This is a genomic window from Fusobacteriaceae bacterium (assembly GCA_031272775.1).
In the GTDB taxonomy this organism is placed as follows: Bacteria; Fusobacteriota; Fusobacteriia; order Fusobacteriales; family Fusobacteriaceae; genus JAISST01.
In genome coordinates this window covers 1-22,213 of sequence record JAISTB010000016.1, presented here as the reverse complement: position 1 = coordinate 22,213, position 22,213 = coordinate 1, and the positions used below count along the sequence as shown (strand labels likewise).

Genomic DNA, 22,213 nt, shown 5'->3' with positions numbered 1-22,213 from the left:
GGTTTAATTTACCTTTCCGATTTCTTTATAGAGTTTGTCGCGCAGTTCTTTGTAACCCAGTTTTTCGTAAGCGGGTTCAACGGCTTTCTTGAAGGGGGCCGTATCGACGGTATTCACGATAAGACCGGCGGCCTTCATTTCCGCTTCGGCCTGATCGGCTTCGGCCAGTACGTCTTTGGCGGTTACCGCGCCCATTTCATGAGCCGTATCCACGAGGATCTTCTTGAGATCGTCAGGCAGCGTCTGATACCAGGATTCGCCGCAGATCAGAGCCTGCATCAGCTGAAAATGTCCGGTTTTCGTCTGGTATTTTGTGACTTCAAAGAGCTTGGAAGGCAGCGTCGACGTATTCTGCGCTTCGCAGCCGTCCAGAGCCTTGGACTGGATCGCGTTGTACACTTCTCCCCAGGCCATGGCGACAGGCGTACCGCCCATGGCGCCGATGGATTGCAGACAAACTTCGGAACCGATGGTGCGGATCCGGAGACCCTTGAGATCGGCGGGGCTCTTGATTTCTTTGTTTGTCATGAAATGCCGGGGCCCGTCATAGAAATCGAAGGCCAGCACGCGAATGCCGTGCTTTTTCGCGAGTTCTTCCTCCCAGCTCTTGAAAAGGGCCGATTCCGTAATTGTACGGCATTCCTCATAGTTGTCGGCGAAAAAGCCCATCATCAGGATGCCGATTTCCTTGACATAGGTGCCCATCCGGGCGGGATCCGTGTTGACGGCAACGGCAGCGCCCTGGATGGCCTGCTCGATCACGTCTTCATCGTTTCCGAGCTGGCTCGAGGGGTAAACCACGGCTTTGATTCTGCCCTTGCTCGTTTCAAGGAGCCTGTCGGCGAATTTCTGATAGGATCGCGAGATCAGGGCCTGTTCCGTTTGGGAAGTAGAGATTTTGAGTTCGTACACCTTGTCGGCGGCCAGGGACACGAGGGAAATTCCGGCCAATGCCGCCAGCAACAACACTTTGACACATTTTTTCATCGTATAACCTCCTTGAATAAAATAGAATTGATCTATAACCTTACGCTATTCCTTGTTGCCTTTTTTGAGGACAATGGGCTTTCCGCAGGCGGGATCCGTTTCGGGGAAGTCCTCCCGGTAATGGGCGCCCCGGCTTTCCCTGCGGGCAAGAGCCGCTTCGGCCATCCGTTCCGTCGCGCCGATGAGACTGCTCAGCCGGAAATTTTCCGGATGAATTTGATCCGTGACCGGGGCCGCCCCGAGATGTTTTTTCAGCGCTTCCGTTTTTTGCAGAACCGCGTTCAAGCGCGCTTCGCTCCGGCAAACGAGCAGATTGTCCTGATTGCTTTTCTGCAAGTCACCGATCAATGCCGCCGCGTCGAGCTCCCGGCGCAGCAGCGCTTCCGTCTCTTCGTCCAGGCGATCGCCACCTTCGGGAAGCTTTTTTTCATTTTTCGCGAAAATCGCGGCGCTTTCCCCGGCCAGCGCCCCGAAGACCTGGCAGGTCACAAACATGTTGCCGCCCAGCCGGTCGGCCCCGTGAGGTCCGCCCGCCGTCTCTCCAGCCGCGTAGAGCCCGGGGATCGTCGATCGGGCGCTTTCGTCGATCCGGACGCCGCCGTTGACGGCGTGGGCAAAGACCGCGATCTCCACCGGCATTTTCAAAAGATCCACATTCCGTCCTTTCATATAATCCCGGGCCAGCGGCCACATGTGGTGAAGTCCGCAATCATCGGGGACGCCGTTGACATAAGCGTCCGTCAGATGCCTGAGATCCGCTTGTATTCCGCCGCGGGCCGTTCCCCCGCCGCCGCGGATTTCCTTGATCATGGCGATTTCGAGATATTTTGACGGATCCCCCGAGGAAAAGGGAAAATGCCGCCTGTGCTCATCCATGACCGCCCGGGCCGTGAGCCCGGCCGGGAGATGCTTTTCCAGAAAAGGCAGCCCAGAGCCGTTTGAGAGTTTCGGATGGGCGGCCCAGATATAGGCGTTGAAGATATTGACGACCGGCCGGGAAAAACCGATGCCGGCCTGCATAAATTCCATGTTGATGAGCTCCGCCCCGGCCGCGTACGCGAGGGCGTAGCCGTCCCCCGAGACATCGGCGGGATTGAGGTTTCCCGCAAAGGCCCGGGAGGCCCCGCCTGTGGCGAGGATAACCGCGGCCGCCGTGATTTTGATCCGCTCACCTTTGGCGTCTATGGCCCAGGCGCCGTGGCAGCGCCCTTCGGTTACGATCAAGGATACGATCGTAAGCCCCGGAAAGACGGTAATTTCTGGTCTCAGCGCGATCTGCGCCGCCATGGCCGCCACCATGGTTTCGCCGTGCCCCCGGACCACATGGGTCCTCGGGGCGCTTGCGAAGCAGCTCCGGAAGCGGTAATCCCTTTCCCCTTCCCGTTCGAATTTGACGCCCCAACTTTTTAGATCCCGGATCGTCCCGGGCGCCCGCTCGGCGAGGATACGGGCGAGGATCGGATCCGCCATGCCCCGGCCCGCCTTCATCATGTCCTCATAATGTCCCGCGACGTCCCCCGGTATCACCGGATCTCCGGCGTTATACCCCGCCATCTCCGCGACGGGATGGGTCGAAGCCCCCGTCTTTCCGACGGGGCCTTTGGCCGCAAGGAGCGTCCGCGCTCCCGCGTCGGCGGCGGCTATGGCGGCCCGCAAGCCCGCGCAGCCCCCGCCGATGACAAGGACTTCCGTTTCTATTTTTGTCGTCTGCTCGTTCAATTTTGCAACCCCCGTTTTTTCCGCTATTTGAAGTCGGGCTTTCTCTTGTGGAAGAAGGCGTCGACGCCCTCGGCGCAGTCTTCGGTCTGAAAGATGCGCCGGCTGTAGGCGAGATTCTGTTCAAAACATTGCTCCGTGGGCGCCTGACCGATTTCCCGCACGCCTCTTTTGATGAGTTTGAGAGCCTCAAAGGGCTTGCCGGCAATGGTTTTTGCGAGTTCAAGGGACGCCCGGAGCGCTTCCCCCGCGTGGGCCAGTCTGTTCACGAGACCGATCCGCAGACATTCGTCGGCGTCGATAAATTCTCCCGTAAACATGAGTTCCATGGCTTTGGCCTTACCCACGAATTTCGGCAGCCGGAATAGGCCTCCGCTCCCCGGGAATACGCCTAAATTGATCTCCGGCAAGGCCATTTTCCCCCGGGCCGACAGGATCCTCAAGTCGCAGGCCATGGCCAGCTCCACGCCGCCGCCGCAAACGACGCCTTCCATGGCGGCGATAACCGGTTTATCCAAAAATTCGACGTCGTTATAGACCTCGTTTTCCTTTTGCAGCTTTTTCCCGATGACATCGTCCCACACCTGCGGGAATTCCCCCACGTCGGCGCCGACGCTGAAAGCCCGCTCGCCCGATCCCGTAATGACCACGACGCGAATGTCCGAATCCGCGTTGATTGCGGCCAGCGTTTCTTTGAGTTCCGCCGAAAGCGCCAGCGTGATCACGTTCAGTGGCGGATTGTTGAGCGTCAGAAGCGCCACCCGTTTTTCCGGAAACGAAACCCGGACAAGTTCATTTTTATATTCTTTACTATTATTATCATTATTCATGATATCCTCATTTTTTGCTCTTTTGTCGCTCGAAAAAGCGGTTCATGGCTTCTCTCGGCTCGTCGGTCGTAAAGGCCAGTCCGGCCGCGTAAATGCTTGTCTCCACGGCGCTCACAAAATCCGTCTCGATCCATTTGTTCACCAGTTCTTTTTGCAGCCGCAGGGCCGTGGGGCTTTGTTTCATAAGTTTCCGGGCGGCCGCTTCGGCGGCGGTAAGCACGTCCTTTTGCGGGACAACCTTATTCATAAGCCCCATGTCGACGGCTTCCGCGGGCGTAAAGGTCTCGCCGAAATAAATGAGTTCCCGGGCTCTGGCCAGCCCCACGAATTTGTGGATAATGGCGATTTCGATGCTGGCGGGAAGGCCCGATTTGATTTCCGGGAAGCCCAGTACAGCCGTATCGGCCACGATGGAATAATCGCAGATCAGTGGGATCAGGCAACCGCCCCCCAGCGCGTTTCCGTTTACCGCGGCGATCACGGGCTTGTTGCAATGGCGGATGGCGTCATTCATCTTGTGCTCAAGCCACAGCATCTGCTCGGCGTCTATGGGGCCGAAGGTCACCATGTCCCTGAGGTCCGTCCCCGCGCAAAAGGCCTTTTCTCCCGCGCCCGTCAGGATAATGACTTTGAAGTCCTCCGCCTCCCCGGCCTCCTCCATAAAGCGCAATATATGCCTTTTTGTATCGCGCGTCAAGGCGTTCATGGCCTGCGGCCGGTTGATGGTCACCCAGGCGATGTCGTCGCTGATCCGGACCAGCAGATCGTCATGATATTCGTCAATTGCCATTTCTTTTGCCATCGTATCCCTCCGGGAAAATTATACATAATATATATGGTATATTTCATTCGCAACAGCTATTTCAGCTTGATCCCTACCTTTCCTGGATAAAACAATCTCGCGTCCATCAGCTTCAGCTCGGGGGAAATGTCCAGGGCGAAATCCAGCACGTCGGTGATGTGCTTTTTGAGATCGACGCCCGGCGCGATTTCCGTCAGCGTCACGCCCCGTTCCGTCAGTTCAAAGACGGCCCGTTCGGTGATGTAGAGCACCTTCTGTCCTTTTTTGCGGGCTTCTTCGGCGTTCAGCGTGATCCCTTCGATGACCGCGTTGAATTTGTTGTATTTTCCCTCCTGCTCGATGTACAATTTGCCGTCGGCGATGGCCGTTTTCAGGCCGCCCGCCGTGAAGGTCCCCGCAAAGAGGATTTTCGGCGTCACGTAAATGATGTCGTTGAAGCCGCCGGTTCCGGCGATGATGTTCTTGAATTTGTGATTGTTGACGTTCCCCGCGGGGTCTCCCTCTCCCATGCCGAGGCAGGCCACGTCGAGGATTCCGCCCGAGTACAGCTCAAAGACCGCGTTGCTTTCGAGGATGAGATCGGGGTTCATGGCGACGCCGAATGTCCCCGTCCAGCCCGGGACGCCGCCTACGGGGCCGTGTTCGATGGAAAATTGGATATCGTCAAGGAAACCCTCTTCGACGGCGATGGCGGGCAGATTGGCGGGAATTCCGAAGCCCAAATTGACGAGATCCCCTTTCTTCAGCTCCATGGCCATCCGCCGGAGAATCACTTTATTTTGCGTGAGCGCCATGGGCGTCTTCAATTCCACCGGCTGCCGGACGCCGCCCAGCACGGAGTCCGGATATTGCGACGTCTGCGCCTCGTCCCGCTCGTCAAAGACGACGTAATCGACAAGTTTCCCCGGGACCATGACGAGCCTCGGATGCACGGAGCCGCTTTTGATCTTGCGTCTCACCTGGGCGATCACTACGCCGCCGTTGTTTTTGGCGGCCATGGCCGTCGGGAGGATCCCCTGGGACGTGGGTTCATGCTCGAGGGAAATATTCCCCTTTTCATCGACGGAGGTGCCCCGGATTACGGACACATCGATCTTAAGCCTTTTGTAGTACAGCCATTCCCGTCCGTCCAGTTCCCGGACCTCGACGATGTCTTCGGTCGTGGCGTCGTTGAGCCTGCCGCCGCGGTATCTCGGATCCGCCTGGGTATGGAGCCCCACGCCCGTGAAAAGACCCGGCTGCCCCGCGCCGGTATTTTTCAGCAAATTGTAGAAGGAACCCATGGGCAGGTTGTAGGCCTCGATTTTGTTCTGAAAAATCAACTCGTTCAGTTTGCGATTGGGGAGCATGGAGGCGAAAGATCCGCCGATCACGCGTTTTACCATGCCCTCGTGGGAAAAATAATCCGTTCCCCTTCCCGAAGCCGAGCCCAGAAAAACCGGAAAAAGGATCGTCAGATCCCCGGGTTTCCCGGTGGCAAGCCAGGATTGCTCCAATTCATAGAGGATCGTCTCGGGTTCCAACAGATTCAAATTTCCGATAAAACAGACCGTTCCCCCCGACGGGATTTTTTTCACCGCTTCTTTTCCGGATAATACCTGAAACATGTTCTCTCCTTTTTGTCTTCGTGTGTCTTTGTGGAATATCGGCCCCTGGCGGGACAAATCAAAATATAAACGTTTATATTTTCGGGGCGCAGTTTACCGCGGAATCTCCCGGCTTAAAGCCGGGCCACAGACTGCCGCACGATGATTTCGCCCCGCAGGCGATCGCCGTAGGGCTGTGGTTTTCCCGCGATGCAGGACAGCAGATAGTCGACGCCCCTTTTGGCGATTTCCTCTTCCGACTGGCGGTAGCTGGTCAGCGGCGGGATCATCAGGGCCGCCATGGGAATATCGTCGTAGCCCGTGACGGAAAAGTCCTCGGGGATCCGGAGTCCGCAGGCGCTGGCCGCCCCGTAAGCGCCGATGCAGATCATGTCGTTGGCGGCCACGAGGGCCGTGGGCCGGTCCGCCCCCAGGAGCATCTGGCTGATCCGCTGGTAGGCGTCGCCGATATCCCTGATGTCGAAGAGAAAATACTCGACGCAGCGCTTGAGCCCGTGCTCTTCGAGGGCGCGCACGGCGCCGTCGAAGCGCTCATGATAGATCTGGTTTTCAAAACTCAAAAAAGCGGCGCTGATCTTCCTGTGCCCCGCTTGGATCACATATTTTGTCATCATATAGGCCCCGTAAAAATTGTCGGTGGGGACGCAGTTGATGTTGCCGGGAAATTTCCGGTTCAGAAAGACGTAGGGGATCCCCGCGTCGGAAAAGCTTTCAAAATGCTTGATTTCACAGGAGCAGGGCAAGACCAGGACGCCGTCCACATCTCTTTTTTTGAGGGATTCCACGAGCATCTGCTCCCGCTTGACGTCTTCGCTGGCGTTGCAGAAAAACAGCATATAGCCGAATTTTTCCGCGTATTCCTCGATGTATTTGGCGACCTTGGGATAATAGGGATTCGTAATGTCGGGCATGATCAGGCCCAGCGTGTGGGTGCTGCCGGTCTTGAGGCTCCGAGCCGAGAGGTTGGGCTTGTAGTCCAGCTCTTTGGCCGCCGCAAAAACGCGCTCACGGGTCTCGGGGCGGATCTTGTCCTTCCCGGCGAGGGCTCTTGACACCGTACAGATGGAAAGTCCCGCCAGTTTTGCCACATCTTTGATCGTCGTCATGGCCATCCCTCTTGCTAAACGTTTATATTAGCTTATATATCCCGGATTTTGCGTTTTGTCAAGGGTTCCGACAAAAAATATTTTGTCAATTTGTTCATCAAAAGGCGCGGGCCGGTTTTTTCAGGAAAAGTTCAATAGATCGGCGCTCCGGCTTTGTAGTTCTTCCGGGAGAAGACTTCGCCGACATCGTCATAGACCGTTTCGCTTCCGTCTTTCTTCCCGTTTTTGTAATCGCACTCCATCTGGAGTTTCCCGTTCCGGTAATAAATCTTTTCCTTTCCCTCCTGACGCCCGTTCCGATAGGTCGCCTCTTTCTTGAGAGCGCCGTTTTTGTGATAAACTTTCGTCACCCCTTCCCGGACGCCGTTCTTAAAACGGATCTCGCTCTGGAGTTTCCCCTCGGGGGACCAGGAACGGGAGAGCCCGTCGGGTTTGCCCTTCGTGTAGGCCGCGCTCGCCTTCGGTTTCCCGCCGGGATATTTTTCCGTCACGGTTCCGGTAAAGGGCTGCGCCGCGCCTTTCCGGTAAATCAGGTTGTTTTTTCTGACGGCGTCTTTTACGGCGATTTCCGCCCCCAGCGCCAGAATGCCCGCGAAAAGCGCCAGAACAAGGATTTTTTTCATAGGACCTCCCCGCTATATTTCCAAAATATCTGTAAAATATCTTAAAAATTCCTTCAAAGCGTGCTATAATAGAGTGTATTTTAAGATCAAAAGGAGAATTACATGTCTGACTATCCCAAAGAAGAACCCGAAAAGCAAGCAGTAGCGGCGGATCAGGCAAAGCCGAAACCGAAACATGTGTATTGGAAACTGTTCATCTCGACATTTTTCATCAGCGCCTTTACCTTCGGCGGCGGCTATGTCATTATTCCGCTTATGAAGAAAAAATTTGTGGATGAGCTCCACTGGATCGCCGAAGACGAGATCCTGGATCTCATCGCCATCGCCCAGTCTTCACCGGGGGCAGTGGCCATCAACGCGTCATTCCTTTTGGGCTATGACGTGGCGGGCGTCCCCGGCGCCTTTGTGACGATCCTCGGCTCCGTTATGCCCTGTCTGATTATCCTGACCGTCATTTCCTTTTTCTATACCGCGTTCCAGTCCAACCGGATCGTGAAGGCGGTCCTCAAAGGGATGCAGGCGGGAGTTGCCGCCACCATCATTGACGTCGTCATCAACCTCGGCCGCAACGTCATCAAGACCAGGGACGCCGTCTCTTATTTCATCATGATCGCGACCTTTGTCGTGACCTTTATCCTGAAAGTCAACGTCGTCTATACGATCCTCGTCTGCGCCCTGATCGGCCTTGCCCGGATCATGCTGACCGGCCGCAAAAAAGAGGTGAACTGACATGATCTTTCTCGAACTGTTCTGGAGTTTCTTTCAAGTGGGCCTGTTTACCGTCGGAGGCGGCTACGCTTCGCTGCCGCTGATCCAAAACCAGGTCGTCAATTACCACGGCTGGCTGACCCTGGCCGAATTTACCGATCTGATTACGATTTCCCAGATGACGCCGGGTCCCATCGCGATCAATTCCGCCACCTTCGTGGGGACAAGAATCGCCGGACTGCCCGGGGCCATTGTGGCCACGGCGGGCTTTGTGACGCCTTCCTGCATCATTATGGGGATTCTGGCCTATATCTTTTTCAAATACAAAAATCTCTCGGTGGTCCAGGGCGTACTGGCGGGGCTCCGTCCGGCGGTGGTGGCCATGATCCTCTCGGCGGGACTCTCGATCCTGATCCTCTGTCTCTGGGGCGAGAAAAACGCGCGGATCACCCTGAGCGGCATCAATAACTACGCCGGCGGCGCGCTCTTTCTGTTAGCGCTTTTCGTCCTGCAAAAATTCAAGCCCAAACCCATGCTGGTCATGGCCGCCTGCGGCGCGATCGGCGCCTTCATCTACCTGTAAGCATTATTTGACACATACGCGCGAGGATAAAGCGCTTTCCAAAAATCCCGGTTCAATCCGGGATTTTTTCCACTTCCACCTCAAAGCGTTGATCCGCGATGGTCAGGGTGTATTTGGCCGTGACGGGCCGCAAGAGGGCGCAGGTCCGGTAGAGTTTTTTCACGTATTTTTTCCCGTTGACGCCCGCCGGGACAGGGATCAATCCGGGGTAAATGGGCGGGTCCACCGGTTTTTCCGGCAATTCGAATATCTGCTCGTAAGAAGCGTCGTCGGAGATGAGCCGGTCAAATTCTCCGAGGGCCTCCAGGGCCTCTTCCACGGTAACTCTGACAAAGCGCACCTTCGTTCCCTGCAGGGCCTGGGCGAGCATGTGCAGGTCCGCCGTGATCACGTTTCCGATCTTCGTGTATCCCCCCGTCGTCTGGCGGTCGGCCATAAGGACCACGGGCTGGCCGTTTCCGATGATTTGGATCGCGCCAAAGGTGATGCCGTCCGAGATGATGTCGGCCGTCTCCTTGTGGGCGACTTTTTTCCCCAACAGGCGCATGCCGATCCGATCCGTATCGGGCGTGATTTTGTACGCGTCCGCGAAAAACGTCTTGACGCCTTTTTCCGTAAAATAATCCGACTGCTGGCCGAGAATCACGCGGATCCTGACCTCCTTCGGATATACGGGGCGGAGGTCGTCTTTAAATTTCAAAAGCGGGATGTCGGGCAGATAGCGCGGGAATACCCGCAGGACGTCGTGCATCTTGATGTCCCTGCCCTGAAAGCCGCCGAAATTGGCTCTGAGATTGGTCGAGCGGCTGCTGAGGACGAGGGGGACGTCGATGCCGCCGGAAAAAGCGAGATAATTTCGGACGCCTTCCTGGCAAATGCCCATTTTGAGCACATCTCCGGTCCTGGCCCGGTAAGCCCGCCAGAGTGAAAGGGGCTTCCCGTTCAGGGAACAGGCGCATTTACCGCCGGTTACGGCAAAAACGCAGTCGGCCACAAAGGCAATGTCGACGCCCTTCAAGGTCGTTTCAAGGACCGCGTCCTCAGCTTTGTTTCCCACGAGTCTGTTGGCAACTTTGGCGGAAAAGGCGTCCATGACGCCTCCCACCGCGATGCCGTAGCGCTGGTATCCGTATCGCCCGAGATCCTGCACGGTGGTCAACAGGCCGGATTCCAGTATTTTCAGAGTTTCCATTCCATCACGTCCCGATTCTTTCCGATTGCCCCCGAGCCTTTGCTATACGCCGATTTTGCTTTCGATCCAGGCCTTGCATTCTTCCGGCGTCCCTTTGGTAAATCCGGCCTTGGCCAGGGGGATCACCATGTGCGTCTTCAAAAAGACCACATAGAGGTTTTCCGTCTCCACGACCCGCGTCATCTGGTCATAGGTAAAGGCCATGCTGTTTCCCTGAGCGCCGCTTACCCCGTTTATGCCGGTCTCGTCTATGGTGTAAACAACCGAAAGGTCCTCGCCGTTGTTGGCGCTCACATAGCGCATATACTCTTGCGAAGCGAGATTGCTGACTTTTTTGTAGACAAACCAGCCCAAAAGGACCGGCGCCAACAACAAAAGATAGCGCATCCCGCCCTTTTGGGGCGAAAGCAGCACGTAGGCGGCGAACAAGGCCACCACAACAGCGTAAATGATGACCATTTTTTGGAATCTGCCTTTTTTCAGAAAGGCGCTTTGATATTCCGAGACGATGTCCCGGGTTAATGTTACTGTCGTTTCAAACATATTACATCTGACCTTTGGCGCTGCTGATCTTCCTGGACATGTTGTCGAGGAAGGTCTGGAATACGTTTCGGGTATTGCTGTGGACGTCGTTTTTGGCCACGGTCACGAGGGCGTATACCTTCTTGTCGTCTTCCCAGGCCCCTTTCTGAAGGATATTGTACATGCTGAGCTCCGTCGCGTGCCCGGTCATGTCGGGAATGGCGGGTTTCACCAATGTTTGGGTATAGGCGTCCAGCGAAGCGCAGTAAGTATTGAGCGTCGCCTGCACCTCTTTTCTCACTTTCTTTGTCAGATCCGCCTTGGCGCTGTCAATGGCGCGCATTTGTCCCGCCGCCGCGCCCAGTTTGTCCGAAGCGCCGGATCCGAAGCCGTACAATTCGTTATTTTCATCGACTCTGCCGTACACATCTTCCTGCAGTTCCGCCGGGATCCTGTTGAAGATGCCGCTCAAAAATCCGGAGCCGGAAGATTTTGAGGAAGAAACAGGCGCGGGGGAGGAGTCGGATTTGGAGGAACCCAGTCCGCTACAGCCGGCCAGGATCACCATGGTTGCGATGCTTATCCAGATCAGTTTTTTCTTCATGTAAACCTCCTGATTCAAACTTTTACCCATCGTCGAAAACTTTCCCGATGTTCTGTCTTTATAGTATATTGTACAGCAAGAGGGCGATAAAATCAAATGGAAATCAATATTTTTGTTGACTTTTTCATTATTCCGTCCCGAAAAGACTTTCCTTTCAACTTATTCGTGGACAAGAGGGTGATTTTGTGATAAAATATGGAAACAGAATTTTCCGGAAATGAGGAATCGGGATGAGAAAAACTTTGCTGAGCCTGATTTTGTTCTTTTTGCTGTTCGCGGCAATTTTTGGCGCGGCCCCGCTCACGAAGGAGGACCGGGTCAAGGCCATTGACGCCCAAATCGAGGGCCTTCTGGCCCAAAAAGAAGAGCTGGAAAAACTGAAACAGGCCATTCTTTCCGAAAATGAACAGCCGATCCGGGAGGCCGAAGAGGGGAAACCCGCCCGGAAATCCGCCCGGACGCCCGCGAAAAAACCGAAGGTCGCCCTGGTTCTGAGCGGCGGCGGCGCACGAGGCGCGGCCCATATCGGCGTTTTGAAAGCCCTCGAGGAATATCAGGTTCCCCTCGATCTCGTGGTGGGGACCAGCATCGGGAGCTTTGTGGGCGGCATGTACGCCGCGGGCTATTCCCCCGCGGAGATTGAAAACACCCTTGTCCACACGAATTTTACGAGCCCCTTCGCGGCGGTTTCCCGCAAGCGGCCTTTTACGGACGTCTACGAAAAATTGTCCTATGAGAAATACCCGATCAATTTCCGCGTCACGCGGGACATGAAAATCTCCCTGCCCCGGGGCTTTGTCTCCAACCAGCAGACTTATTTTGACCTGAAGACCATCTTTTCCCGGGCCGAAGACATCAAAGACTTCGACGCCCTGCCGATTCCCTTCCGCGCCGTGGCGACGGATCTCCAGACGAGCAAGGCGGCCGTGGTCGGATCGGGGGACCTCGCCCTGGGCGTACTGAAGAGCATGTCTTTCCCGAGCGTCTTCCCGCCGGTCGAAGACAAGGGGCGCTACTACGTGGACGGCGGCGCGAGCAACAATTTTCCCATCGACGTGGCCATCGAAATGGGCGCCGACATCATCATTGCCGTCAACGTCAGCACCGATCCCATCGTGATCGACGAAGAAGTCAACCTCTTTACGGTCGTCGAGCAGCTCTCGACGTTCCACGGGGATATGAACACGGTATTTTTGAAAAAACTCCCGACGATCCTCATCGAGCCCGACGTCGGAGACAAGAAAAACATGGATTTTACCGATATGGCGCCGCTGATCGCCAGAGGTTACGCGGCCGCGCAAAAATACGGCCAGGCGCTCCGGACCCTTTCCGACGGCAATCGTTTCAAGGCGCTCCGGAACCGGGCCCCGCGGGAAAAGGACCGGGCCGTGGACGCCGTCGTTCTCCGCGGAAACAAGACGCTTACGCTAGGCAATGTCAACAAGCTGAGACCGGAAAAAGCGCGCCAATTGAGCCGGGAAGAGATCGACAGATGGGCCAAGGAAATCTACAGCATTCCCTATGTGGACAAGCTCTATTATCATCTGGACGGGGAAGTTTTACATTTCGACGTCCGGGAGCGCCATGACATCCACGTCCGGGCGGCTCTGGGCTACGTGTCCCGCTACGGCGCGGCCCTCAAGGCCCTGGTGGATTTTCCCCAATACGGCGTCTGGAGCAGGAATTACAGCATTGCGGCGGAGATTTCCGAGTATCCGAAAATTTCCATCGGCAACGCCTCCTACTATGATTCCATGCGCTTCAAATTCGGCTCCGCCTTTTCGCTGGGTTACGAGCAGAATCCGCTGTTCATTTTCCGGAACCGCGACCATGTATCGACCTATCGCAGCGGCAAATTTACGGGGACGGCTGATATTTTTACGTCCATATACAAAATGGCCGTGGCCGGCCTCTCTTTCACCTGGGAAAGCGGCGGCGTCACTTACGACGAAGGCGAACGGGGCGCTCTCGATTTTGATCGGCATTTCAACCGCGTGATGACAGGGCCCTACGTGGCCTTTGACTCGCTGGACAACCGGATTTTCCCCACAAAGGGCGTATTCTTCTACGCGGAGCACATGCGGGGAAGCGACCGCTACAGCGCTTACAAGCTGCTGTCGGATTTCTATTTGCCGCTGTCCAAAGACCTCTCGCTGAGTCTCGGCGCTTCCTACGGAAAAATGACCGGGGAGCGGCTGACGGCCGAAAAACTTTTCAAAATCGGCGGCGGGCGCTTTGTCAATATGAAGGATCACATCACCTATTTCGGACTTCCGGCCATGGGGCGCTATACGGACGAATTTGCGATCGCGAGCGCCGGACTCCAGTACCGCCTGCGCAATTCGCTCTATCTCATGGGAAAATACAACGTCCTGGCCTATCATTCCGACAAGATCCTCCACCAGAAGGACCGGCGCCTCAACGAGGGCGTCGTGACCGGCTACGGCGTCGGCGTCGGCTGGGATACCTTCGTGGGGCCTGTGGCGGTATTTTTGACCAATGACATCGACAGAAAGAAAAAACCGATCTTTGAAATCAGATTCGGATTTATGTTTTAACGGGGGATAAAATGAAAAAACGAGCATTTGTTACAAAAGAAAAAGCGCTGGAAATCGCGTCACAGTATCCAACGCCCTTTCATCTCTACGATGAACGCGGTATCCGGGAAAACGCCCTGGCTATGAACGCGGCCTTCGGGTGGAATCCGGGCTTCCGGGAGTATTTCGCGGTCAAGGCCGCGCCGAATCCTTTTCTCGTGCAAATCTTGAATCAATGCGGCTGCGGCTGCGATTGTTCGTCCCTGACGGAGCTCATGATCTCCGACGCTCTGGGGATCATGGGCGACGCCATCATGTTTTCCTCAAACAACACGCCGGCGGAGGAATACCGCCTTGCGGCCAGGCTGGGCGCCATCATCAATCTTGACGATATCACGCACATTCCCTATCTTGAGGCCATCCTCGGGAAATTTCCCGAAAAAATGAGCTGCCGCTTCAATCCGGGCGGATTGTTCCGGATCAGCAACGGCATCATGGACAATCCCGGCGATTCCAAATTCGGCATGACGAAAGAACAGCTGATCGAGTCCTTCCGGATCCTCTCGGCCAAAGGCGTCAAGGAATTCGGCATCCACGCCTTTCTCGTCAGCAACGCCGTCTCAAACGACTATTATCCCATGCTGGCCGAGGTATTGTTTTCCCTGGCCGTGGAAGTCAAACAGGCGACGGGCGTCCACATCGGCTTCATCAATCTCTCGGGGGGAATCGGCATTCCCTATACGCCCGAGCAGGAACCCGCCGACATCAAGGCCATCGGAGCGGGCGTGGGCCGGGTCTATGAAAAAATCCTGGGCCCCGCGGGCATGACGGATATCGCCATTTATACGGAATCGGGCCGCTTTATGACCGGTCCCTACGGCTGCCTCGTGACGACGGCGGTGCACCAAAAGCACATTTACAAGGAATATCTCGGCGTCGACGCCTGCGCGGTAAATCTCATGCGACCGGCCATGTACGGCGCTTATCACCATATTACGGTACTGGGGAAGGAAGACGCGCCTGAGGACCATACCTACGACGTCGTCGGGGCCCTGTGCGAAAACAACGACAAGTTCGCGATCGACCGGAAGCTTCCGAAAACGGATGTCGGCGATATTCTCGTGATCCACGATACGGGCGCCCACGGCTTTTCCATGGGCTACAACTACAACGGAAAATTGCGCTCGGCGGAAATTCTCCTGAAGGCCGACGGTTCCTTTGAGCCGATCCGCAGAGCCGAGACGCCGAAGGATTATTTCGCGACCTTCGACGGCTTTCCGATTTACAAAAAGCTTGTGAAATAGGGTTAATGCTTGTTTTCTTTTTTCTTGTTCCGGATTTGCTCCCGGATGGCGTCGGGGCCTTTGACGCAGTAGGTCGCGAGGATATTTTCGAGGAAGCGCCCGTATTGCTGCTCCGTTAACTGCAGCTCCCGGATCAGGGGTTCCAGCTTCGGCGAGGAATTGTAGCTGTATTCCGTCGCGTAGACGTTCATTTTCTTTCCGTCCTCCCCTTCGAGGATATCGATCCGGAAATCGGAATCTTCGGCGTCTTTGCTGCTCAGCATGGCCGAAAGGGATTTGAATTTGTAATTGAGGAATTGCCCGCGGATCCAGCCGATATCGCCGCCATAGCGGTAATAGTAGCTTTCGATGACGTCATCGACAACGATCAGGCGGGATTTGCGCTTCTTTTTCATGAGGTAAACGAGCAAAATAATCACGAGCAGGCTGATACTCATTACGGCGTAGCGGATATGCACATTGGTCACGGAACCTCACCTGCTTTCTTTACCGCCTTCTTCATCGCCTTCCGCGACGGGCGGTTTGCTGTCTGCTTCTATTATATCCGGAAATTCGCCCTTTGTCAAGGTCGGAGACGCAATTCGCCGGAAAAAACAGAAAAAGGCCCTAAAATTCCAGCAATAGCTTTTTCAGGCGCAGCATTTCGTCTCTTTTGACGATGGCGTTTTCAAAATCAAGCTCTTTGGAGAGTCTGGCGATGGATTTTTGAAGCTTGCCGATCTCTTTTTCGATATCCTCCCGGGACGTGAATTTTTTCTTGCGCCCGAGCCCCGCCTCGTCCACGGGGAGGGCGTAGTCAAGATTGATCAGATCCTCGGCGATTTCTTTTTCGATGGTCCGGGGGTCGATATGATTGAAGGCGTTGTATTCGATTTGCTTGGCCCGCCGCCGGTTTGTTTCGTCGATGGCCTCCCGCATGGACATCGTGACGACGTCGCCGTAAAGGATCACGCGGCCTTCGGTGTTTCTGGCGGCCCGGCCGATGGTCTGGATCAGGGAACGGCGGCTCCGGAGATAGCCTTCCTTGTCGGCCTCCAATATGGCCACCAGCGAGACTTCGGGAATGTCGAGGCCTTCCCGCAGCAGGTTGATTCCCACGAGGACGTCAAATTCCCCTTTGCGCAGGCCGCGGATAATCTCGATTCGTTCGAGGGTTTCGATATCCGAGTGCATATATTTGGCTTTTACGCCCAGATTGATGTAGTATTCCGTCAATTCCTCGGCCATTTTTTTTGTGAGCGTCGTCACCAGGACCCGCTCTTTTTTCTTTGCCCGGATCCGGATCTCTTCGAGCAAGTCGTCAATCTGGTTTTTTGTGGGCCGCACGTCGATTTCGGGATCCACGATGCCCGTGGGCCGGATCAGCTGCTCGGCGATACAGCCGCCGCTGGCGTCCACCTCAAAATCCCCCGGGGTCGCCGAAACAAAGACCGTCTGTCCCGCGATGTCCCGGAATTCGTCAAAGCGCAGGGGCCGGTTGTCAAGGGCCGCCTTGAGCCGGAAGCCGTTTTCCACAAGGGAAACTTTCCGGGAACGGTCGCCGAGGTACATGCCGCGGATCTGCGGGACCGCGATGTGGGATTCGTCGATGAAAATGAGAAAATCCCGCGGGAAATACCGCAGCAGCGTGTCCGGCGTATCCCCCGGCTGTTTTCCGGCCAGATAGCGGGAATAATTTTCAATGCCCTTGCAGTACCCGATCTCCCGGATCATCTCGAGGTCATATTCCGTCCGCTGCTTCAAGCGCTGGGCCTCGAGGAGCTTCCCCCTTTGGGAAAAGGCGTCGACCTCCGTCACAAGGTCCTGCCGGATCTCTTGAAAGACGCGTTCTTCGTCGCCGTCCTCAGTCAGATATTGCGTCGCCGGAGCAATGATGATCCGCTCCAGATTTCTCTTGATCTTCTGCCCCGTCAGCGTATTGATCTCCGAGATTTCCTCGAGCTCGTCGCCCCAGTATTCGAGGCGGTAGCCCGTTTCCGTATACGATGGATACACATCGACGACGTCTCCCTTGACGCGGAATTTTCCCCGCTCGAAGGCGATGTCGTTCCGCTCGTAGCGCAGAGCGATCAGCCGCCGGATCAAGTCTTTCCGGGGCATGCCGGTCAGCCTGTCCAGGGGGATCGTCATCTTTTTGTAGGTCTCGGGGGAACCTAGGCCGTAGATGGCCGATACCGACGCGACGATGATCACGTCCCGCCTGTTGATCAGGGCCGCGGTGGCCGCGTTGCGCAGCTTGTCGATCTCGTCGTTGATGGACGAGTCCTTTTCGATATAGGTGTCCGTAGACGGAATATAGGCCTCGGGCTGGTAGTAATCATAGTAGGAGACGAAATATTCCACGGCGTTTTCCGGGAAAAAGGCCTTGTACTCGGAATAGAGCTGGGCGGCCAGGGTCTTGTTGGGCGCGAGGACGAGGGCCGGCCGCTGGGTCTGCGCGATGACATTGGCCACGGTAAATGTCTTTCCCGAGCCCGTCACGCCCAGGAGCACCTGATCCTTGACGCCGTTATGGATATTGTTGACGATCTGTTCGATGGCCTCGGGCTGGTCGCCCGTAGGTTCATATTTCGATTGCAATTTGAAACGCATAAAATTCCTCTTTACTTAACCAGGCCTCATCCGCGGGGGAAAAGTTCATCACTCCGGTCGCTGCCCGCAAACCCGGGTCAGATATTTTCAGGGTCTACGGTATAGCTCAGGTAATGGTTGTCGGTCCGCAGCACAAAGCCCCGTTTTTGCCAGTATTTCAGGCCTTCGGGGTTGTTTGTCAGTACAATCAGGCCGAGCTTCGTCGCGCCGATCTCCTTGTATTTGGCCAGGAGCGTATTGACAAGAGCCTTCCCGATCCCTTGTCCGCGCAGTTCGCTTTCGACGGCCGTATGGTAGACGTAGCCGCGCCTGCCGTCATAGCTCCCGAGAATCACGCCGACAAGTTGACCCGCCTTCAACGCCACAAAGTTCGTCTCAGGATTCTTCCGCAGAAATTTGGCGATGCCCTCCCGCGAGTCGTCGATGGCGCGCAGGCCCATACCTTCCGTCCGTTTCCAGAGCGCGTACACCGCGTCGTAATCTTCCGCGACCATGGCGCGGATCGTGATGTTTTCTTCTTTTTCCGCCATTTTTTACCTCCCCCCGCGGTCCCTCGGACCGCTTTGTATAATCGTTATTGTAGCATGTTTTTTCCTTTCTGACAACGACTATTTGCGGGCGCCTTCGTCATTCCCCGATGATCTTCACCAATACCCGCTTGTCGCGCTTGCCGTCGAATTCTCCGTAAAAAATTTGCTCCCAGGTCCCGAAGTCCAGCCTGCCGTTTGTGACGGCGACCACGACCTCCCGTCCCATGACGGTGCGCTTCAAATGTGCGTCGGCGTTGTCCTCGTAGCCGTTGTGGGCGTACTGGTCATAGGGTTTTTCGGGCGCGAGCTTTTCCAGCCACTTTTCAAAGTCGCTGTGCAGACCGCTTTCATTGTCGTTGATCAATACGCTGGCCGTGATGTTCATGGCGTTCACAAGACACAGGCCTTCGCGGATCCCGCTCTCAGCCAACGCCGCTTCCACTTGCGGCGTGATGTTTACAAAGGCCCGACGGGTTTTCGTGTGGAAATGCAGTTCTTTGCGGTATGATTTCATTTACGGGGGACCTCCTAATATTTTCGCCTGCAACACATTTACAGTGTCTTTTACAGTGTCTTTTACAGTGTTGCCAATGCTTGCAGGGGCATTTCTCTGGTCATTGGTTATCCAGTTAGTATCCTTTGTAGCAAAATCGCTAGTCGGGCGGTGAAACACTACGACAAACCCGAGCTTTAGTGTCTCGAACGAAACCTTTACTTTCGCTTCCTCACAGGCGGCCACGATTCGCTGCAAGCCGGTTCCAAAACTCTCAATATCCTTTGAATAATACAAAAGCTGCGCAAGATTCGGGTTGCGTTTAATCGGGCGAGGATTCCCGTGAATATAGTCTTCCGGCGTTAGTCCGTCTGGGAAGCGTCCCGGATTGTAGATTTCTATTCTATCGCTGAAAACGGCTATTTCATTATTTTGCGTGGAGCGGTAATCTCTGTGGGCAAAGGAATTTGTGATGGCTTCACGGATCGCATCGACAGGGACTTCCGGAATTTCTTTTCGCTGGACGGAACCATCCAGCACAACACGCCAGTTCATTTTTTCAATCAGATACTGTACGCCTTCGTCTACATTGCTTACAGTTTTATTGGAAGGTTCGCTGTCCCAGATATCGCGTCCGGCATTCTTTTTGAGGATGAACTTCTCCAGTTCCGCCGCAGACATTTGTCTGTCCTCGTCCGCAACGCGGATGTAAGGGCAACCGAAGGCCAGATATGGTGCTTTGTCGCCCGAAAATTCCACACGAATACAATGCTTTTCGTGGATATATACTGCATTGATTTTCGGATATATCTTTGGTTCAAGGAAATTAGCTACCGCTTGACTTATATCCCTAAGCGTTTTGTCAGAAATATCCATCCCGACAGGAGTACCGTCATTTTGCACGCCAAAATAGAGCTCTCAGCCTCCATGTTTGTTCAGAATAGCAGAAATCGAGATGACGGCTTCATTTAGTTCGCCTGTAGTCCGTTTGAACTCCAAAATTTCATTTTCTCTGCCAACTTTCATATGGGCTTTCTCCATTCATGACTTTTTAATCTCATCATCTCTGGGTTTTTTCGCTTTCCGGTCGAATCGAGACATTTATTCAGGCAATATTACATATTTTTGCCCAAATTGTATATGATTTTATTGATGTTGTCAATAAAATTTGAAAACGTCCTATATTCCAAGATCCGCAACCCAAGCCGCGAGACCTTCCTTGGTCTGTTTGCCGTTCAAAAGTTTGCCCTCCTTGATCATCGTGGAAGCGGAAACGCTACCCTTCAGGCTTTCCACGGTTTTTCCGAAACCGCTGCTGCCGGATGTGGCAAACAGCACGACAGTCTTTCCCGCGAAATCATAACTTTCGAGGAAAGTATTGATGATCGTCGGCGCGATGTACCACCAGATGGGGAAGCCGAGGAATATCACGTCATATGCGGCGATGTTGGCGCCTTTGTCGGCGATGGCCGGGCGGAAGGATTTATCTTTCATTTCGATGGAACTGCGGGAATTTTTGTCCTGCCAGTCCAGATCCGCTTGCGTGTAAGGAACTTCCGGCTTGATTTCGTAGAGATCGGCGCTTGCCGCCTCCGCCAGTATCTTCGCTACCTTGGCTGTGACGCCGCTTGCTGAAAAGTATGCTACCAGTGGTTTATTCATATTGGGGACCTCCTTTGGGGATAATGCCAGTATTAAGGTGATGACAAGGCGGGCGCAAGATTACGCCCTTACACTTGCGGGTAAGGGGCCGGGTCGCCTACGGCGGGGCGTATGTTATGCGCCCAATTCCCCTCCTTGAATCCCACCAGCACAAACCCGTCCCCGATCAAAAGCGGGCGCTTCACAAGCATCCCGTCTGTGGCGAGTAGTTTCAGGCAGTCGTCTTCGCTCATGGCGGGGAGTTTTTCTTTGAGATTCATGGACTTATACAGCAAGCCGCTTGTATTGAAAAAGCTTTTTACCGGCAGCTTGCTTGTGGCAAGCCAGGTTTTCAGTTCCTTGTAGCTTGGATTGGCCGTCTTGATGTCGCGGATTTCGTATTTGACTCCTTTGCGGTCAAGCCAGGATTTTGCTTTTTGGCAGGTTGTGCATTTGGGGTAGCAGATGAAGGTTGTCATGGGGGGCTCTCCTTTTGTTGAGGTTTGCGGAATAGATTCTGCTGTTTCGTAAGGTGTCAATATATAAATATACAAGATTTATTCAGTATCTTTCACTAATAATGCGCCGCTTAATTTTTTAACAAGAATTTCACGGTTATTTTTTTCAATTCGCACTCCCATATGCGAATAACTATCCAGCCTCGACTTTCAAACAACGTGGTAATTATCCTGTCACGCGCGATATTGTCGCCGATTTTTTTCCTCCAGAATGTCTCGTTTTCTTGGGGACGAGCATTTCTGCAATTATGACCTTGCCAGAAGCAACCGTCGACAAAAACGGCGATGCGTTTCTTTAGGAAGACGAAATCCGGATGACCTTTGAGCTGATATCCGTGCCTCCAACCACTGATACCTAATTCTTGAAAAATGGCAATGATCGCCAGTTCGGTGGACTTGTTTCCCTTGCCTTAAATATTCCGCATTACAGCTGAGCGTTTTTCTTTGTCAAATATGTCTGCCATAAGCTTATCTCTTTTCGTTGGTGATCATTTATTCGCAGGTTCATCATTATAATCTAGAGGCGGAGTGTCGACGGCAACCTCACGTTGCGTTTCTTGGGGAAGACCATAGTACCCAGGCGGTAGAAGTCGCACGAACGCTTGGGTGAATGTATCAATCCTGTTTTGCTGGTTATAGAACGGGAATCCCCATACGTAGTATTCGTTATCGTCGGCAAAGGTCTTTTTTGGAATGCCGCGACTTTCAATCTGGAGCAGGAAGTCCTCCTTCCACTTATCGACTTCGAGAAGATGGTTGCCCTTGGGCTCGACAAATATCTGGTATTGCTCAACACCGGTTCCGTTTCTGCGTCCGAGGAACATCAAATAGTCCGGCTCACAACGCTCCCCTCCGTCAAAGGAATACAGAACAAGCTGCCTTTCGTTTCGGACGAGGAATACGTATTCGTACTCACGCTTCAAATCCTCAACATATGAAGCAAAATACGCAACAAACGCTTTTTCTTCTGTTGTACCGAAATTGTCGTTGAACACGAACCAGTCGGCAAGTCCGAGGTCAATTTTCCACTCAGGCCTAATCGAAGGCGCGTTTTGTGATATCCCTTCTCCTTCTCCATGCGGGTCGGTAATAAGCCGAGTCTTGTTCCTGAAGACTTCGCTGAATTTTTTATCGCTGAAATCTGTAGTACCTTCGTAGGTTTCCTTGATAGCCGAGATTTCAGCGCCGATTTTTGTCAACACCGTCATACAGGCCTCGGCATAAGTTTCAGGCGTCGGCGTCTCGTCGCGGCTTTCGATGAGAATTCTAACGCCCGCAAGATAAGCCTCGTCTGTGATAAACTCCCGTATCGACTTCA

At 54.4% G+C, this 22,213-nt stretch carries 23 protein-coding genes; 4 read left to right on the top strand and 19 right to left on the bottom strand.

The features are described from left to right. Positions 1 to 3: 3 nt before the first annotated feature. The 7 genes from LBQ97_04625 to LBQ97_04595 all read right to left on the bottom strand — a co-directional run bounded on the left by LBQ97_04625 (position 4) and on the right by LBQ97_04595 (position 7,671). On the bottom strand, positions 4 to 987 hold the full coding sequence (locus tag LBQ97_04625) for a C4-dicarboxylate TRAP transporter substrate-binding protein (protein MDR1832003.1): 984 nt from the start codon (positions 985 to 987) through the stop codon (positions 4 to 6). Positions 988 to 1,032: 45 nt separating this feature from the next. Then, positions 1,033 to 2,706, bottom strand: coding sequence for an FAD-binding protein (locus tag LBQ97_04620; protein ID MDR1832002.1), 1,674 nt, complete (start codon positions 2,704 to 2,706; stop codon positions 1,033 to 1,035). Positions 2,707 to 2,729: 23 nt separating this feature from the next. Then, complete coding sequence (locus LBQ97_04615; GenBank protein ID MDR1832001.1) at positions 2,730 to 3,533, bottom strand: enoyl-CoA hydratase/isomerase family protein; 804 nt, start codon at positions 3,531 to 3,533, stop codon at positions 2,730 to 2,732. 7 nt (positions 3,534 to 3,540) lie between these two features. Further along, entirely contained in the window at positions 3,541 to 4,335 is a 795-nt protein-coding gene (locus LBQ97_04610; protein MDR1832000.1) for an enoyl-CoA hydratase/isomerase family protein, read from the bottom strand. 56 nt (positions 4,336 to 4,391) lie between these two features. Continuing rightward, positions 4,392 to 5,942, bottom strand: a complete 1,551-nt coding sequence (locus LBQ97_04605) for a 3-oxoacid CoA-transferase (GenBank protein ID MDR1831999.1) — start codon at positions 5,940 to 5,942, stop codon at positions 4,392 to 4,394. A 113-nt stretch (positions 5,943 to 6,055) separates the two neighbouring features. Continuing rightward, positions 6,056 to 7,048 (bottom strand): LacI family transcriptional regulator, encoded by a 993-nt coding sequence (locus LBQ97_04600; protein ID MDR1831998.1) that lies wholly within the window; start codon positions 7,046 to 7,048, stop codon positions 6,056 to 6,058. A gap of 131 nt (positions 7,049 to 7,179) precedes the next feature. Continuing rightward, positions 7,180 to 7,671 carry a toxin-antitoxin system YwqK family antitoxin gene (locus LBQ97_04595; GenBank protein MDR1831997.1) on the bottom strand — a complete coding sequence of 164 codons (492 nt, stop codon included), beginning with the start codon at positions 7,669 to 7,671 and terminating at the stop codon, positions 7,180 to 7,182. Positions 7,672 to 7,773: 102 nt separating this feature from the next. Here LBQ97_04595 and LBQ97_04590 point away from each other — a divergent pair, with 102 nt between their 5' ends. Together LBQ97_04590 and LBQ97_04585 are read left to right on the top strand one after the other, a co-directional pair. After that, positions 7,774 to 8,400, top strand: a complete 627-nt coding sequence (locus LBQ97_04590) for a chromate transporter (GenBank protein ID MDR1831996.1) — start codon at positions 7,774 to 7,776, stop codon at positions 8,398 to 8,400. 1 nt (position 8,401) lies between these two features. Beyond that, positions 8,402 to 8,962, top strand: a complete 561-nt coding sequence (locus tag LBQ97_04585) for a chromate transporter (protein ID MDR1831995.1) — start codon at positions 8,402 to 8,404, stop codon at positions 8,960 to 8,962. A 52-nt stretch (positions 8,963 to 9,014) separates the two neighbouring features. On the opposite strand, the gene LBQ97_04580 is transcribed toward LBQ97_04585, so the two are convergent. From LBQ97_04580 to LBQ97_04570, 3 genes are read right to left on the bottom strand one after another with little or no spacing between them, the layout of a single operon-like run. Next, positions 9,015 to 10,154: a biotin-dependent carboxyltransferase family protein gene (locus tag LBQ97_04580; protein MDR1831994.1), complete on the bottom strand. Its 1,140-nt coding sequence runs from the start codon at positions 10,152 to 10,154 to the stop codon at positions 9,015 to 9,017. A 42-nt stretch (positions 10,155 to 10,196) separates the two neighbouring features. After that, positions 10,197 to 10,697, bottom strand: a complete 501-nt coding sequence (locus LBQ97_04575; GenBank protein ID MDR1831993.1) for a YcxB family protein — start codon at positions 10,695 to 10,697, stop codon at positions 10,197 to 10,199. Position 10,698: 1 nt separating this feature from the next. Continuing rightward, positions 10,699 to 11,280 carry a hypothetical protein gene (locus tag LBQ97_04570; protein MDR1831992.1) on the bottom strand — a complete coding sequence of 194 codons (582 nt, stop codon included), beginning with the start codon at positions 11,278 to 11,280 and terminating at the stop codon, positions 10,699 to 10,701. A gap of 230 nt (positions 11,281 to 11,510) precedes the next feature. Between LBQ97_04570 and LBQ97_04565 the strand changes: the two genes are divergently transcribed. Both LBQ97_04565 and LBQ97_04560 read left to right on the top strand, forming a co-directional pair. Continuing rightward, entirely contained in the window at positions 11,511 to 13,838 is a 2,328-nt protein-coding gene (locus tag LBQ97_04565; GenBank protein MDR1831991.1) for a patatin-like phospholipase family protein, read from the top strand. An 11-nt stretch (positions 13,839 to 13,849) separates the two neighbouring features. Continuing rightward, on the top strand, positions 13,850 to 15,121 hold the full coding sequence (locus LBQ97_04560; GenBank protein MDR1831990.1) for a diaminopimelate decarboxylase: 1,272 nt from the start codon (positions 13,850 to 13,852) through the stop codon (positions 15,119 to 15,121). A 2-nt stretch (positions 15,122 to 15,123) separates the two neighbouring features. Here the strand turns inward: LBQ97_04560 and LBQ97_04555 are convergent, their stop codons facing one another. From LBQ97_04555 to LBQ97_04515, 9 genes are all read right to left on the bottom strand, one after another. Next, entirely contained in the window at positions 15,124 to 15,588 is a 465-nt protein-coding gene (locus LBQ97_04555) for a hypothetical protein (GenBank protein ID MDR1831989.1), read from the bottom strand. 139 nt (positions 15,589 to 15,727) lie between these two features. Continuing rightward, the gene (uvrB, locus tag LBQ97_04550) at positions 15,728 to 17,713 is read right to left on the bottom strand and encodes an excinuclease ABC subunit UvrB (protein ID MDR1831988.1); all 1,986 of its coding nucleotides are present in this window, start codon (positions 17,711 to 17,713) and stop codon (positions 15,728 to 15,730) included. Positions 17,714 to 17,790: 77 nt separating this feature from the next. Continuing rightward, positions 17,791 to 18,243 (bottom strand): GNAT family N-acetyltransferase, encoded by a 453-nt coding sequence (locus LBQ97_04545; protein ID MDR1831987.1) that lies wholly within the window; start codon positions 18,241 to 18,243, stop codon positions 17,791 to 17,793. 97 nt (positions 18,244 to 18,340) lie between these two features. Beyond that, positions 18,341 to 18,757, bottom strand: a complete 417-nt coding sequence (locus tag LBQ97_04540; GenBank protein MDR1831986.1) for a secondary thiamine-phosphate synthase enzyme YjbQ — start codon at positions 18,755 to 18,757, stop codon at positions 18,341 to 18,343. Then, on the bottom strand, positions 18,758 to 19,612 hold the full coding sequence (locus tag LBQ97_04535; GenBank protein MDR1831985.1) for a hypothetical protein: 855 nt from the start codon (positions 19,610 to 19,612) through the stop codon (positions 18,758 to 18,760). A gap of 303 nt (positions 19,613 to 19,915) precedes the next feature. Continuing rightward, complete coding sequence (locus tag LBQ97_04530) at positions 19,916 to 20,398, bottom strand: NAD(P)H-dependent oxidoreductase (protein MDR1831984.1); 483 nt, start codon at positions 20,396 to 20,398, stop codon at positions 19,916 to 19,918. A 68-nt stretch (positions 20,399 to 20,466) separates the two neighbouring features. Further along, complete coding sequence (locus LBQ97_04525) at positions 20,467 to 20,856, bottom strand: arsenate reductase family protein (protein ID MDR1831983.1); 390 nt, start codon at positions 20,854 to 20,856, stop codon at positions 20,467 to 20,469. Positions 20,857 to 20,966: 110 nt separating this feature from the next. Further along, positions 20,967 to 21,272 carry a very short patch repair endonuclease gene (locus LBQ97_04520; protein MDR1831982.1) on the bottom strand — a complete coding sequence of 102 codons (306 nt, stop codon included), beginning with the start codon at positions 21,270 to 21,272 and terminating at the stop codon, positions 20,967 to 20,969. A gap of 111 nt (positions 21,273 to 21,383) precedes the next feature. Continuing rightward, positions 21,384 to 22,213 (bottom strand): hypothetical protein (locus tag LBQ97_04515; protein ID MDR1831981.1); only part of this gene is annotated, 830 nt, incomplete at its 5' end.

Coding starts and splice junctions, on each gene's coding strand:
- LBQ97_04540 (MDR1831986.1), bottom strand. CDS start 18,757: ATGAAATCATACCGCAAAGAACTGCATTTCCACACGAAAACCCGTCGG.
- LBQ97_04605 (MDR1831999.1), bottom strand. CDS start 5,942: ATGTTTCAGGTATTATCCGGAAAAGAAGCGGTGAAAAAAATCCCGTCG.
- LBQ97_04535 (MDR1831985.1), bottom strand. CDS start 19,612: ATGGATATTTCTGACAAAACGCTTAGGGATATAAGTCAAGCGGTAGCT.
- uvrB (MDR1831988.1), bottom strand. CDS start 17,713: ATGCGTTTCAAATTGCAATCGAAATATGAACCTACGGGCGACCAGCCC.
- LBQ97_04545 (MDR1831987.1), bottom strand. CDS start 18,243: ATGGCGGAAAAAGAAGAAAACATCACGATCCGCGCCATGGTCGCGGAA.
- LBQ97_04625 (MDR1832003.1), bottom strand. CDS start 987: ATGAAAAAATGTGTCAAAGTGTTGTTGCTGGCGGCATTGGCCGGAATT.
- LBQ97_04615 (MDR1832001.1), bottom strand. CDS start 3,533: ATGAATAATGATAATAATAGTAAAGAATATAAAAATGAACTTGTCCGG.
- LBQ97_04585 (MDR1831995.1), top strand. CDS start 8,402: ATGATCTTTCTCGAACTGTTCTGGAGTTTCTTTCAAGTGGGCCTGTTT.
- LBQ97_04560 (MDR1831990.1), top strand. CDS start 13,850: ATGAAAAAACGAGCATTTGTTACAAAAGAAAAAGCGCTGGAAATCGCG.
- LBQ97_04575 (MDR1831993.1), bottom strand. CDS start 10,697: ATGTTTGAAACGACAGTAACATTAACCCGGGACATCGTCTCGGAATAT.
- LBQ97_04580 (MDR1831994.1), bottom strand. CDS start 10,154: ATGGAAACTCTGAAAATACTGGAATCCGGCCTGTTGACCACCGTGCAG.
- LBQ97_04595 (MDR1831997.1), bottom strand. CDS start 7,671: ATGAAAAAAATCCTTGTTCTGGCGCTTTTCGCGGGCATTCTGGCGCTG.
- LBQ97_04590 (MDR1831996.1), top strand. CDS start 7,774: ATGTCTGACTATCCCAAAGAAGAACCCGAAAAGCAAGCAGTAGCGGCG.
- LBQ97_04570 (MDR1831992.1), bottom strand. CDS start 11,280: ATGAAGAAAAAACTGATCTGGATAAGCATCGCAACCATGGTGATCCTG.
- LBQ97_04600 (MDR1831998.1), bottom strand. CDS start 7,048: ATGACGACGATCAAAGATGTGGCAAAACTGGCGGGACTTTCCATCTGT.
- LBQ97_04565 (MDR1831991.1), top strand. CDS start 11,511: ATGAGAAAAACTTTGCTGAGCCTGATTTTGTTCTTTTTGCTGTTCGCG.
- LBQ97_04525 (MDR1831983.1), bottom strand. CDS start 20,856: ATGACAACCTTCATCTGCTACCCCAAATGCACAACCTGCCAAAAAGCA.
- LBQ97_04610 (MDR1832000.1), bottom strand. CDS start 4,335: ATGGCAAAAGAAATGGCAATTGACGAATATCATGACGATCTGCTGGTC.
- LBQ97_04530 (MDR1831984.1), bottom strand. CDS start 20,398: ATGAATAAACCACTGGTAGCATACTTTTCAGCAAGCGGCGTCACAGCC.